This is a genomic window from Streptomyces sp. BA2, from assembly GCF_009769735.1.
Lineage (GTDB): Bacteria > Actinomycetota > Actinomycetes > Streptomycetales > Streptomycetaceae > Streptomyces.
In genome coordinates this window covers 6451089-6463622 of record NZ_WSRO01000002.1, presented here as the reverse complement: position 1 = coordinate 6463622, position 12534 = coordinate 6451089, and the positions used below count along the sequence as shown (strand labels likewise).

Below are 12534 nucleotides of genomic sequence, written 5' to 3'. Positions count from 1 at the left end.
TCAGCCCGCGAGACCCCACGACACGGTGTTGTCCATGGCCATCAGCACGGCGAGGACGACGAGATCGGCCACGCCGAGCCCGAGTCCGAGCAGCGCGCGGCCCTTTCGGCCGGTCCCGCGCAGGAGCGCGATGCTCGCGAGGACGATCGCGATCGGCCCGAGGAAGATGTTCAGGACGAGCAGCCCGAGCAGTCCGAGGACGAACGAGGCGACGGCCATGCCGTCGGTGTCACGCCGGCCGGTGGGGACGACGGGGTCGGTAGATGCGGTGGCCTTCGACCGGGGGGCGGTGGCGGTGAGTCCCATGGTGCGACTCCTTTCAGGTGCGTGCCGTACGGCTCAGTTGCGGACCGGTGATGATGGCGCTCAGGAGTGGCGGCGCGAGTGTCGCTCGCGGACCGCGAACACCATGAGCCAGACGCCGATGACGGCGGCGGCGACGAGGGAGACGGGGAGCGGTGCGTGGGCCACGGAGCCCATGGCGACACCGAGCAGCAGGAGGGCGGCTACGAGAAACAGCATGGGTCACCTCTCATGTGAGGGTTTCGGTGAACGCTTGTGGTAACAACTGTTCACCGAATTCAGAGTACCTCCTCTCCGGCTTTCCAATCCCGGAGAACAGTTGTTAACTGCATGGCATGAGTCACACCCTCGGCATCCGGCAGGCCCAGAAGCAGAAAACCCGGCAGGCACTCCTCGACGCGGCGCTCCAGCTGCTCGAGGAGCAGAGCCTGAGCAGCCTGGGCTTGCGCGAGGTCACCCGTGCCGTGGGCGTGGCCCCCACCGCCTTCTACCGGCACTTCCGCGACATGGCCGACCTGGGTGTGGCCCTGGTCGAGGAGGCGCTCGGCAGCCTGCACACCACGCTCGTCGCCCTCCTCGCGGCGACCGGCGACGGCGAGGAACGCATCGCGGCCACGGTCGAGTTGATCGTCGCCTATGTGCGCACGCACCCCGCGCACGTCCGCTTCATCGCGCGCGAGCAGCACGGCGGGGTGCAGGCCGTACGGTCCGCGATAGGCGACCAACTCACCCTGTTCGCACAGGAGGTGAAGGACCAGTTCGCCCAGGAGCCCCAGTCCGCGGGATGGGACGAGGACGATCTCCTCATGCTGGCCAGGATGTACGTCGACCACATGGTGATGACGGCGTCCGCGCTCCTGGAGGCGGCGCCCGACGCCGAGGAACGCGTGGCGGCCAGTGCACGTCGGCAGCTGAGGCTGGTGTCGCTCGGGCGGCACCACTGGCTGGACGAGCAGTGACCGCGAGGCAGCCCACGGGCCGGCAGGCCTCGACTCTCACGTAAGGAGCTACTAGCCTTACGGTCATGACGACCGACCGCGACTGGACGCTCGACCAGACCTTCGCAGGGCCGACCGGCACCGTCCGCTGGACCGCCCTGGGCGCCACGGACGCACCGCCCGTCGTCCTGGTCCACGGCACCCCCTTCTCCTCGTACGTCTGGCGGGGCGTGGCCCGCGCGCTCTCCCGCGAACACCGCGTGTACGTATGGGACTTGCCGGGCTACGGCACGTCCGAGATGCGGTCCGGGCAGGACGTGACCCTGGCCTCGCAGGCCCGCGTCCTCACCGAGCTCCTCGCGCACTGGGGCCTCGACGAACCGGCCGTCGTGGCCCATGACTTCGGCGGCTGCGTCGCCCTGCGCGCCCACCTCCTGCACGGCGCCCGCTTTGAGCGCCTCGCGCTCGTCGACCCGGTGGCGCTCGCACCGTGGGGCTCCCCCACCTACCGCCTGCTCGGCGCGAACGCCGACGTCTTCAACCAGCTGCCGCCCGCCCTGCACGAGGCACTCGTGCGCGAGTACGTCGGTTCGGCGAGCCACCGCGGCCTGCACCCGGCGGTGCTCGACCGCCTGGTCGAGCCCTGGTCCACGGAGGAGGGCAGGCCCGCGTTCTACCGGCAGATCGAGCAGAACGACCAGCGATTCACCGATGAAGTCCAGGGCCGTTACGGGGAGTTGGCGCTGCCCGTCCTCATCTGCTGGGGCACGGACGACACCTGGATCCCGGTGGAGCGCGGCCACGAGCTCGCCAAGCTGATCCCCGGCGCCGAGCTGCGCCTGATCGAGGGCGCGGGACATCTCGTACAGGAGGACGCGCCGGCCGAGCTCACCGGCGAGCTGGGCCGCTTCCTTCGTACAGGCCGGTGACCGCGGCGGCGGCTTCCGCCAGCTCGGCGCGCACCTCGGGCGGCGAGAGCACCTCGACACTGGCGGCGAACGGCAGCAGCGTACGGGCGTCGCCGATGACGCCGAACCCGAGACGGACGGTGATCCACTCGCTCTCTCCGTCATCCTCGGGAGGCACGCTGAGGAAGTGGCCCTTGAGGCGCAGGAACTGGGCGAACCGGTCGCGCGCCACCCGCGCCGTCACATCGACGCCGACCGGGCGGTCCTCGACCTGCCGCTTCAACACCCCCCAGACAGCGGTGAGTTCGATACCAGGCCTGCGCTGCACGGGCAGGTCCGTCAAGGTCGCCGCCTGCACGCGGTCGGCCCGGAAGAGCTGCGGGGCGCCGCGCCGGTCGGCGACCAGATACCAGACGCCCGCCTTCGAGACGAGGCCGTAGGGGTCCACGGTGTAGGTGCGCGGCTCCGCGTCGCCGCTGTGCCGGTAGCGCAGGCGCAGCCGCCGGTCGGAGAAGACGGCGTCCTGCAACACGTCGAGATCGACGGTGACCGGATCCGATCCACGCGGCCCCGGCATCCAGCGCGCCGAGTCGACGAGGATGCGGCGGCTCGTCAGCTCGGCGGCGGGGCGGTGCGGCGCGGGCAGCGCCGCCATGACCTTGCGCAACGCGGAGCCGAGCGCCGCGTCGAGCCCGAGCGCGGCGTGCGCGCCCTGCGCGGCCAGGATGAACAGCGCCCGCGACTCGTCCGCCGTGAGCCCCGTGACGTCCGTACGGAAACCGGGCAGGAGCGCGATGCCCCCGTGCCGCCCCCGCTCGGCGTACACCGGGACGCCGGAGGCGGAGAGCGCGTCGATGTCGCGGTAGATGGTGCGCACCGAGACTTCGAGGCGGTCGGCCAGTTCATGGGCGGGGACCTGCCCACGAGTCTGGAGCAGCAGCAGGATCGAGAGCAGCCGGTCGGATTTCACGCGGTCAAGGATGGCCTGTCGGCCCTCTCCGGATCATGCTTATGATTCAGGCGTGTTCGATTCCCGGCACATCAGGTCATTCCATGAAGTGGTCCGGACCGGCTCCTACTCCGCCGCCGCCCGCTCGCTCGGCTATACACAGCCCGCGATCACCCAGCAGATGAAGGCGCTCGAACGGTCCGTCGGCACGGTCCTGTTCACCCGCGTCGGCCGCAGGATGCGCCTCACCGAGGCGGGCGAGGCGCTGTCCCGGCACGCGGGGATCATCCTCGGCAACATCGACGCCGCCCAGCAGCAGATGAACGCCATCACGGGCCTGCGCACCGGACGCGTCCGCATCTGCGCCTTCCCCAGCGCCAACGCCACCCTCATCCCCGAGGCGCTGTCCCGGCTCGCGGCGAGCCATCCCGGCGTACGCGTCGAACTCCAGGAGAACGAACCACCCGAGTCGCTCCAGCGCCTGGTGGACGGCGACTGCGACGTCACGCTGGCCTTCCACTACCCCGGCCTGCACGAGGACGTGCCGGACGAGGTGGTGGAGATCCCGCTGATGGAGGACCAGTTGACGGTCCTCCTGCCGTCCCGGCATCCGCTGGCCCGGCGCCGTTCCGTCAGGCTCGCCGACCTCTCGGGAGAGCGCTGGATCGCGGGCTGTCTGCGCTGTCGCGCCAACTTCCTGCACGAATGCGCCGAGCAGGGCTTCAGGCCCGACATCGCCTTCACCACGGACGACAACCTCGTCATCCAGAGCCTGGTCGCCGAGGGTCTCGGCATCGCGATGATGCCGGGGCTCGTCCTCAACTTCCTGCGCCACCGGGAGGTGACGGGACGGGCACTCGATCCGGCGTCACGGCGGCAGGTCTCGGCGTACGCGCTGCGGGAGCATCTGCGGATTCCCGCGACGGCGCTGGTACTCGAGGAACTGAAGGCGGTCGCCGCGAACCGGATGGGCTGCTGAGGCACGCGGCCTCCGCCCGGCTGCCCCATAACGCTCCATCCCGCTCCATCACGCTCCATCACCTCCATCACCTCCATCTATAAGCGGGAGTTGGAGAACGGCTTAGAAACTGTCGTTGGACGTGATGGAACGGCGGCGAGACGCTGCCAGTATGAGTGCCTCCACCACCGCGTACCGCGCGTCCCGCACCACCGAGCGCCTCGACGCCCTCGTCTCCGGGGTCCGCGAGGCCGTCGGCCGGGGCCTTCCGCCGGATCTGACGGCGTACCTGGTCGGCGAACGGCTCGCGCCGCATCTGGGCGCGGCCGACCTCCTCACCGAGGAGCAGCGCGAGGGGGATCCCGAGCGCTACCGGCAGCATCTGCTGCACGCCGAGCACGACGGCAGCTTCTCCGTGGTCGGCATCGTCTGGCTGCCGGGCCAGCGGACGCCGGTCCACGACCACGTGTCCTGGTGCGTCGCGGGCGTCCACGAGGGCGCGGAGCACGAGCGGCGCTACCGGCTGATACCGGCGTCCTCCGGTGCCCCGGCCCGACTCGTCGCCACCGAGGACCTGGTCAACGGGCAGGGCACAGTGTGCGGTTTCGCGCCGCCCGGCGACATCCACCGGGTCTGGAACGGCGGGACGGAGCGGGCGATCTCGCTCCACGTGTACGGCGCGGACATCTCCCGCCTCGGCACCAGCGTGCGCCGGGTGTACGAGCTGCCGGCCGACCGCTGATGGCGCTTCTGGGGCAGCGTCAGCACATCTCTCCGGTGTCGCCTCCCGGCCCCCGCCCGCTGCCGGGGCTCGCTCTCGCGGCCCTCGGTGTCGCGGTGGCCTGGGCGACACACGCCCTGATCCCGGCGGTGCCGATGCTGACGGCGGCCGTGGTGCTCGGGCTCGCGGCGGCGCATGTGCCGGGGATACGCGCTGTCGTACGCGGCCGGGGCAAGGCAGGGCTCTCCCTCGCCGGGAAGCGGCTGATGCGGCTCGGCATCGTCCTGCTCGGCCTGAAGCTGAGCCTGGACGACGTCCTCGGCCTCGGCTGGGCGACGGTGGTGATGGTGCTCGGGGTGGTGGCGGCGACGTTCTTCGGGACGTGGTGGCTCGGCCGCCGGATGGGACTGCCCGGCGACCAGCCGCTCCTGATCGCGACCGGCTACTCGATCTGCGGCGCGTCCGCGATCGGCGCGGTCAGTGAGGTGACCGAGAGCGAGGAGCGTGACGCGGCGGTATCGGTGGCGCTCGTGACGCTGTGCGGGACGCTCGCCATCGCCGTACTGCCGTTGCTGCAGGGGCCGTTGGGGCTGAGCGACGCGGAGTTCGGGCGGTGGGCCGGGGCCAGTGTCCACGACGTGGGGCAGGTGGTGGCCACCGCGCAGACCGCGGGGGCGGGGGCGCTGGGGGATGCGGTTCTGGTGAAGCTGATGCGGGTGGCGGTGCTTGCGCCGCTGGTGGCGGCGGTGGGGCTTTCGCTGCGGGCCCGCGTGACCGCTGCGCGCGGGGCGGGGAGGCGGAGGCCGCCGTTGCTGCCGCTGTTCGTGGCGGGGTTCATCGGGATGGTGGCGGTACGGAGTACCGGGTGGGTGCCTGGGGCTGCGCTTGACGTGGCGGGGCACGCGCAGGAACTACTGCTGGCTGCGGCGTTGTTCGGCCTGGGCTCGGCGGTGGACTTGCCCTCCCTCGCCCGAACGGGTGGGCGGGTGGCGGCACTTGGATTTTGTGCGTGGGTGGTGGTGGCGGGGGTTTCTTATGGGGGCGTGCTGCTTGTGGGGTAGGGAGATTTGTCCCCAACCCCACCCCTTCCCGAAAACCCGCTCTGGCGCGGGGGCCTTTCGGGAGCCTTGGTTGCCGTCAATCACCGGCTCCGCCGAGTTCGTCCTCAAACGCCGGACGGGCTGAAAATCCAGCCGCGGGGCAATCGGGTGGGTGGGCGGGAATGATCCGCCGCGAAGCGGCGGTTCAGGGGTCAGGCCAGCCGGACCCGCGCCAGCTGACGCGACTGGGCGACCAGGCGGTCCGCGCTGTCCCAGACCTCCGCGTCCTCCTCCAAGAAGCCCCCCGCCAGGTTCCGCGTGGTGATCGAGACGCGGAGAGGGCCGGGGGCGGGGCGGGCCCGGACGTGGACCGTCAGCTCCACCGTCGGCACCCAGCCGGAGAGGCCCAGCTCGAACGCCGTCGGCGGCAGCGCGTCCACCGCCAGCAGCAGCGACAGCGGATCCGCGTCACGCCCGTCCGCCAGGCCGAACCAGGCCCGCATCTCCCCCTTGCCGGAGGGCTCGCCGAGGGCCCACCCCAGGGTGGCCGGGTCCAGCTTCAGGAAGAGCCGGTCACTGATCGCCGAGCTGCCGGGCACAGGACGGTGGTCCGGGGCGTCCTGCGGCCCGAAGCACTGCTCGATCGGCGGCAGCGCGGGCGCCTTGGCCGTCGTACGGACGTCGTCGGGAAGCCCCGCCAGATCCCCGTACGAGGCGAGCACGCGGATCCGCTCGACCTCGCGCCCCTCCTCGTCGTACTGGAAGAGCGAGGCCTGCCCGGTCGACAGGGTCCGCCCGGCGCGCGCCGTGTCCGTGCGGATCACGGCGGGCCCGGGGTGGGACGCCGTCAGGTAGTGCGCGGAGACGGTGAAGGGGTCCGCGTGCGGCAGGGCGTCGGCCAGCGCGCGGCCGAGGACCGCGAGGAGATAGCCGCCGTTGACGGCGTTGATGATCGTCCACCCCGCGGAGAGGTCGATGTCATAGACGCCGGGCTCCCGCCGGGTGACCGCGGTGTCGCGGTCGAACTCGCTGTCGCCGATGCTCGCGGGCACCGCTGCCGGTATGGATGCTGCCTCTGCCATGCCAGCAACGTACAACATGAAATTACTGAGCGGTAGCTTTTTCTGCTGAGCCGGGTCCGCACGAGCCTCGCCTACGCGACGTCCTCCACCTCCACCGCCGTCGACCGCCGGTGCCAGGCCCGCGGCGCGCGCCAGTGGTAGCGCAGCGCGAGCAGCCGCAGGACGAAGGTCGTGATCACGGCGAGGGTGCTGGTGAAGGCGTTCACCATGTCGTAGTTGATGCAGAGCGCGACCATCGCGGAGCCGACGATCGCGGGCACGGCGTACAGGTCGCGGTCCCAGCGCACCAGCGAGGGCACTTCGTTGGCGATGATGTCGCGCAGCACGCCGCCGCCCACCGCGGTCGCGAGCCCCAGGGCCGCCGACGCGGTGAGGCCGAGGCCGTAGTCGTACGCCTTGGTCGTGCCGGTGACGCAGAAGAGTCCGAGGCCCGCGGCGTCGAAGACGTTCACCGCGAGCTGCGTGCGCTCCACCTCCGGGTGCAGGAAGAACACCAGGGCGGCGGCGAACAGCGGCGTGATGAAGTAGCCGAGGTCGACGAAGGCGGCGGGCGGCACCGCCCCGATGACCACGTCACGGAAGATCCCCCCGCCCAGCGCGGTGACCTCGGCGAGCACGACGATCCCGAAGACGTCGAAGTTCTTGCGTACGGCGAGCAGGGCGCCGGAGATCGCGAAGACGAAGATCCCGACGATGTCGAGCGCGTGCTGGACGGAGGGACTGAACAGATCCTGGATCACGCGACATTCTTACCTGCCCGCCGCCACGGGCCTCACCAGGGCAGCACCGCGGGACTACAGGGCCGGCTTGCCCTTCGTGAACAGCCACGTCCGGAAGAGGCTGTCGAGCTGCTTGCCCGAGATCTTCTCGGCGAGCCGGATGAAGTCGGCCGTCTCCGCGTTCCCGTACCGGTTCTGCTGGACCCAGGCCGGGAGCAGCTTGAAGAACGCCTTGTCGCCGATGCGCTCGCGCAGGACCTGGAGCGTCATCGCGCCGCGCACGTAGACGGCCGAGGCGAACATGGTGTCGCGCTGCGGGTCACCGACGACCGTCTGCCAGAAGGGTGCGTCGGCGGGGCGTGAGTTGTAGGCCGCGAGGAAGGCGTCGCGGGCGGACTGGGTGCCCTTGTGCTCGCTCCACAGCCACTGGGAGTAGGTCGCGAAGCCTTCGTTGAGCCAGATGTCGCTCCACTTCTCGGGCGTGACGGAGTCGCCGAACCACTGGTGGGCGATCTCGTGGGCGATGGTCGACTCGCTGCGGATCGCGGAGTAGACGGGCTTGGTCTGCGTCTCCAGCGAGAAGCCCGCCTGCGGCATGTCGTCGACGATCGCCCCGGTCTCCTCGAAGGGGTAGGGGCCAAACAGCTTCGACCAGTAGTCGGTGACCTCGGCCGTGACGCCGTACACGTCGACGTTGTTGCTGTTCTCCAGTACGGGGTCGATGGCGACGTAGATCGGGGTGCCCCCTGGGGTCCTGCCCTTCTTCACGTCGAACTTGCCGATGGTCGCGGTCGCGAGATAGGTCGCCATGGGCTTGGACTCGCGCCAGTGGGCGACGGTCTGTCCGCCCTTGTCGTACGTGCCGACGAGCCGGCCGTTGGAGACCCCGGTCAGACCCTTGGGTGCCTTGATGCGGATGTCGAAGGCGGCCTTGTCGGAGGGGTGGTCGCTGGAGGGGAACCACGTCGACGCGGCGTTGGGCTCGCAGGCGACGAAGACGCCGTCGGTGGTCTTCATCCAGCCGTAGTCGGAGCCGAAGACGATGGGGCCGCTCAGCGGCTCGGGCACGCCGCCGTAGGTCACGGTCACGGTGAACGTCTTGTGCTTGCGCAAGTGCTCGCGCGGGCTGATGCGGATCTCGTCGCCGTCGCGCGTGAACTTCGCCCGTCTGCCGTTCACCTCGATCTTCGTCACCTGCAGCTGCTGGAGGTCGAGGTCGAAGGAGGAGAGGTTCTGGGTGGCGCGCGCGGTGATCGTGGTCCGGCCGTCGAGGCGGTCGGTGCCGGGGTTGTACGCCACGTCGAGGCCGTAGTGGCGTACGTCGAAGCCGCCGTTGCCGAGCTGCGGAAAGTACGGGTCGCCGACGCCGGGCGAGCCGGGGTGCGGCGCGGGTGCGGCGGCGATCAAGCAGAAGGAGGCGGCGGCGGTGGCCAGTGCCCCCAGACGTGCCGAACGGGAGAGTGCCATGAGTCATCCCTTTCGCGCGTGTTCCGATGAAACGGACACGCAGACTCTGCACTCTCCCGTATGGGCGTGTACATGACCTGGTGACTGATTTTTACCAAGTCATCAGGTGCTACTTGTCAGTTGACGCCTGACCCTTGGCTTCCGCTTCAGGAGCGTCCTTGGACACGGCCGGCGCCGGCTCTTCCGCAGCCGCCGTCTCCTCCGCCTTGCTCACCACCGACACCACGTCGATCGCCTCCCTGGCGACCTGCAGCAGCTTGGTGTCGCCCGGCTGCTGGTCCTCGGCGTTCTCCGGGTGGTGGCACGCCACCTGGTGGCCGGAGGCGAGCGGGATCAGCGGCGGCTCGGTCTTCGCGCAGATCTCCGTCGCCTTCCAGCAGCGCGTGTGGAAACGGCAGCCGGTGGGCGGGTCGATCGGCGAGGGGACGTCACCGCGCAGCAGGATGCGCTCGCTCTTGACGCCGCGCCGCTTGGGGTCGGGCACGGGCACGGCGGAGAGCAGCGCCTTGGTGTACGGGTGCATCGGCGTGGAGTAGAGGTCCTTGCGGTCCGCGAGCTCCACGATCTTGCCGAGGTACATCACCGCGATGCGGTCCGAGACGTGCCGGATGACCGAGAGGTCGTGCGCGATGATCACGTACGTGAGACCGAGCTCGTCCTGGAGGTCGTCCAGGAGGTTGACCACCTGTGCCTGGATGGAGACGTCCAGGGCGGAGACGGGCTCGTCGGCCACGACCAGCTTGGGCCGCAGGGCGAGCGCACGCGCGATGCCGATGCGCTGGCGCTGGCCGCCGGAGAACTCGTGCGGGTAGCGGTTGTAGTGCTCGGGGCTGAGCCCCACCCGCTCCAGCATCTCCTGCACGTGCTTCTTCAGGCCGCCCTCGGGCTTGACGCCCTGCAGCTTGAACGGCGCACCGACGATCGTGCCGATGGTGTGCCGCGGGTTCAGCGACGAGTACGGGTCCTGGAAGATCATCTGCACGTCGCGGCGCAGCGGCCGCATCTTGGCGGTGTTCAGGTGCGTGATGTCCACGCCCTCGAACTCCACGCGGCCCGCGGTCGGTTCGAGCAGGCGGGTGATCAGACGGCCCATCGTCGACTTGCCGCAGCCCGACTCGCCCACGACGCCGAGCGTCTCACCGGGACGTACGTCGAAGGTGAGACCGTCGACCGCCTGCACGGCGGCCACCTGGCGCTGCAGCAGCCCCTTCTTGATGGGGAAGTGCTTCACCAGGCCGTCGACCTTGAGCAGCGGTTCGCCGGACGCGGGAGCGCCCTTCGTCTGCGCCGGGATCGTCATCTCCTGGCCCTTCGACTGATCTTTCGTGTCGTCTTTCACAGCTTCGGCGCAATCTCTTCGGTCCAGATCCGGGTGCGCTCGTCCTGCGGCATGTGGCAGGCGGTGAAGTGCCCCGGCTCGACCTCGCGCAGGTCGGGGCGCTCGCGGCGGGTGATCTGGTCCTTGGGGATGTCGGCGTAGGGGCAGCGCGGGTTGAAGGCGCAGCCCGAGGGGAGGTTGATCAGGCTGGGCGGGGAGCCCTTGACCGGCACGAGACGGTCGGTCTCCTCGCGGTCGATGCGCGGCATCGAGCCCAACAGGCCCCAGGTGTAGGGGTGCTGGGGCTCGTAGAAGACCTTCTCCGCGGTGCCGCGCTCGACGCAGCGCCCGCCGTACATCACGAGCAGCTCGTCCGCCATCTCGGCGACCACGCCCAGGTCGTGCGTGATCATGATGACCGCGGAGCCGAACTCCTTCTGCAGATCCCGGATGAGGTCGAGGATCTGCGCCTGGACGGTGACGTCCAGGGCGGTCGTCGGCTCGTCCGCGATGAGCAGTTCGGGGTTGTTCACCAGGGCCATCGCGATCATCGCGCGCTGGCGCATGCCGCCGGAGAACTCGTGCGGGTAGCTGTCGACCCGCTTGTCCGGCTGGGGGATGCCCACCCGGTCGAGCATCTCGATGGCACGCTTGCGGGCGGCCTTCTTGTCCACGTCGTGGTGGACCCGGTACGCCTCCATGATCTGCTTGCCGATGGAGTAGTACGGGTGCAGCGCGGACAGCGGGTCCTGGAAGATCATCGCCATGTCGCGGCCACGCAGCTTGCGCACCTGGTTCGGGTCCGCGGTGAGCAGCTCAGTGCCGTTCAGCCAGATCTCGCCGGAGAGGCGCGGCTTGCGGCTGCCGTACTGCCCGGCGGTGTGCAGGCCGAGGATGCCCAGCGAGGTGACCGACTTGCCGGAGCCGGACTCGCCCACGATGCCGAGGGTCTTGCCCTTCTCCAGCTGGAAGCTGAGCCCGTCGACGGACTTGACCAGGCCGTCGTCGGTCGGGAAGTGCACCTTGAGATCGCGTACTTCGAGGAATGCGGTGGGAGCGACCGAATCAGCGACGGGTTCTCCGACCGCCGCTCCGGTCTTGTGCAGTTCGGTCATCCCAGCCTCACTCGCGGGTCGATGACGGCGTACAGAAGGTCGACGACGAGGTTGGCCAGGGCGATCGCGAGCGACGCGCACAAGGTGACGCCGAGGATCACCGGCAGGTCCTTGTTGCTGATGGCCTTGACCGCCTCCAGGCCGAGTCCCGGCAGGTTGAAGGTGGATTCGGTGAGCACGGCGCCGCCCATGAGCACGCCGAGGTCGAGACCGAAGACGGTGAGGATCGGCGTCATGGCGGAGCGCAGCGCGTGCCGCCTGATGACGACGGCCTCGCCGAGCCCCTTGGCGCGCGCGGTGCGGATGTAGTCCTCACCGAGCACTTCCAGCATGGTGGCGCGGGTGAGGCGCGCGTACATGGCGGCGTTGAGGAACGCGAGCACGATCCAGGGGAGGATCAGGGTCTCGAGCCAGATGTTGATCGGATCGTCCGTGGTGAGGGTGTCCTCGATCTTCACCCAGCCGAGCGTGTGGACGAAGAGCCCCATCGCGATCATGCCGGTGAAGAAGACCGGCAGGGAGACGCCGCCGAGGGCGGTGATCATCGCGGAACGGTCCCAGATGGTGCCGCGCTTGAGCGCGGAGAGCACGCCGGTGGCGACACCGGCGACGAGCCACAGCACACAGGCACCGGCGGCGAGCGCCGCGGTGACGGGCAGGGCGTCCTTGAGGGTCTCCCAGACGGGCGCCTCGGTACGGAAGGAGTATCCGAAGCAGGGGGCAGGGCAGTGGGTCACGTCGGACCCGTTGGAGTAGTCACGCCCCATCGGGATGCCCTTGACGAAGTCCCAGAACTGGACGAGCAGAGGGTCGTCCAGACCCAGTTTGATCCGGATGCCCGCGAGCTGCTCGGCACCGGAAGACTTGCCGGCGAAGAGGACGGCGATGTCCTGTCCCGCCCACTTGGGCAACATGAAGAAGACGGTGAAGGTCGCGAGCAGTACGACCAGCACCATGACGACAACGGCGATCAGGCGCCGGATGAGATAAGCAAGCACTGTGCGCGGCCCGGCGGT

The 12534-nt window shown here is 69.8% G+C and carries 14 protein-coding genes; 5 read left to right on the top strand and 9 right to left on the bottom strand.

Translation table 11 applies throughout. The features are described from left to right. Entirely contained in the window at window positions 1–306 is a 306-nt protein-coding gene (locus tag E5671_RS32025; RefSeq protein ID WP_202121339.1) for a DUF4190 domain-containing protein, read from the bottom strand. Between the two features lie 60 nt (window positions 307–366). Further along, entirely contained in the window at window positions 367–522 is a 156-nt protein-coding gene (locus E5671_RS45540) for a hypothetical protein (RefSeq protein ID WP_202121338.1), read from the bottom strand. 116 nt (window positions 523–638) lie between these two features. Between E5671_RS45540 and E5671_RS32020 the strand changes: the two genes are divergently transcribed. Both E5671_RS32020 and E5671_RS32015 read left to right on the top strand, forming a co-directional pair. After that, window positions 639–1262: a TetR family transcriptional regulator gene (locus E5671_RS32020; protein ID WP_160507351.1), complete on the top strand. Its 624-nt coding sequence runs from the start codon at window positions 639–641 to the stop codon at window positions 1260–1262. 65 nt (window positions 1263–1327) lie between these two features. After that, complete coding sequence (locus E5671_RS32015; RefSeq protein WP_160507350.1) at window positions 1328–2170, top strand: alpha/beta fold hydrolase; 843 nt, start codon at window positions 1328–1330, stop codon at window positions 2168–2170. Here the strand turns inward: E5671_RS32015 and E5671_RS32010 are convergent. Next, window positions 2130–3119 carry a WYL domain-containing protein gene (locus E5671_RS32010; protein WP_160507349.1) on the bottom strand — a complete coding sequence of 330 codons (990 nt, stop codon included), beginning with the start codon at window positions 3117–3119 and terminating at the stop codon, window positions 2130–2132. The genes E5671_RS32015 and E5671_RS32010 overlap by 41 nt on opposite strands. A gap of 52 nt (window positions 3120–3171) precedes the next feature. On the opposite strand from E5671_RS32010, the gene E5671_RS32005 reads away from it, so the two are divergent. The 3 genes from E5671_RS32005 to E5671_RS31995 all read left to right on the top strand — a co-directional run bounded on the left by E5671_RS32005 (window position 3172) and on the right by E5671_RS31995 (window position 5838). Next, window positions 3172–4077, top strand: coding sequence for a LysR substrate-binding domain-containing protein (locus E5671_RS32005; RefSeq protein ID WP_160507348.1), 906 nt, complete (start codon window positions 3172–3174; stop codon window positions 4075–4077). 151 nt (window positions 4078–4228) lie between these two features. Continuing rightward, entirely contained in the window at window positions 4229–4798 is a 570-nt protein-coding gene (locus E5671_RS32000; protein ID WP_160507347.1) for a cysteine dioxygenase family protein, read from the top strand. Then, window positions 4798–5838 carry a YeiH family protein gene (locus E5671_RS31995; protein WP_160507346.1) on the top strand — a complete coding sequence of 347 codons (1041 nt, stop codon included), beginning with the start codon at window positions 4798–4800 and terminating at the stop codon, window positions 5836–5838. Before E5671_RS32000 ends, E5671_RS31995 begins: the two co-directional genes overlap by 1 nt. A gap of 191 nt (window positions 5839–6029) precedes the next feature. Here E5671_RS31995 and E5671_RS31990 read toward each other — a convergent pair whose 3' ends face one another. The 6 genes from E5671_RS31990 to E5671_RS31965 form a co-directional block, all read right to left on the bottom strand. Then, window positions 6030–6899: a thioesterase family protein gene (locus E5671_RS31990; RefSeq protein WP_160507345.1), complete on the bottom strand. Its 870-nt coding sequence runs from the start codon at window positions 6897–6899 to the stop codon at window positions 6030–6032. A gap of 71 nt (window positions 6900–6970) precedes the next feature. After that, window positions 6971–7639, bottom strand: a complete 669-nt coding sequence (locus E5671_RS31985) for a TRIC cation channel family protein (protein ID WP_160507344.1) — start codon at window positions 7637–7639, stop codon at window positions 6971–6973. A 54-nt stretch (window positions 7640–7693) separates the two neighbouring features. After that, on the bottom strand, window positions 7694–9085 hold the full coding sequence (locus tag E5671_RS31980) for a M1 family metallopeptidase (RefSeq protein ID WP_160507343.1): 1392 nt from the start codon (window positions 9083–9085) through the stop codon (window positions 7694–7696). Window positions 9086–9194: 109 nt separating this feature from the next. Continuing rightward, window positions 9195–10385 carry an ABC transporter ATP-binding protein gene (locus E5671_RS31975; protein WP_160507342.1) on the bottom strand — a complete coding sequence of 397 codons (1191 nt, stop codon included), beginning with the start codon at window positions 10383–10385 and terminating at the stop codon, window positions 9195–9197. A gap of 35 nt (window positions 10386–10420) precedes the next feature. Then, window positions 10421–11518 (bottom strand): ABC transporter ATP-binding protein, encoded by a 1098-nt coding sequence (locus tag E5671_RS31970; protein WP_160507341.1) that lies wholly within the window; start codon window positions 11516–11518, stop codon window positions 10421–10423. After that, entirely contained in the window at window positions 11515–12516 is a 1002-nt protein-coding gene (locus tag E5671_RS31965; protein WP_160510542.1) for an ABC transporter permease subunit, read from the bottom strand. Before E5671_RS31965 ends, E5671_RS31970 begins: the two co-directional genes overlap by 4 nt. Between the last annotated feature and the right edge of the window lie 18 nt (window positions 12517–12534).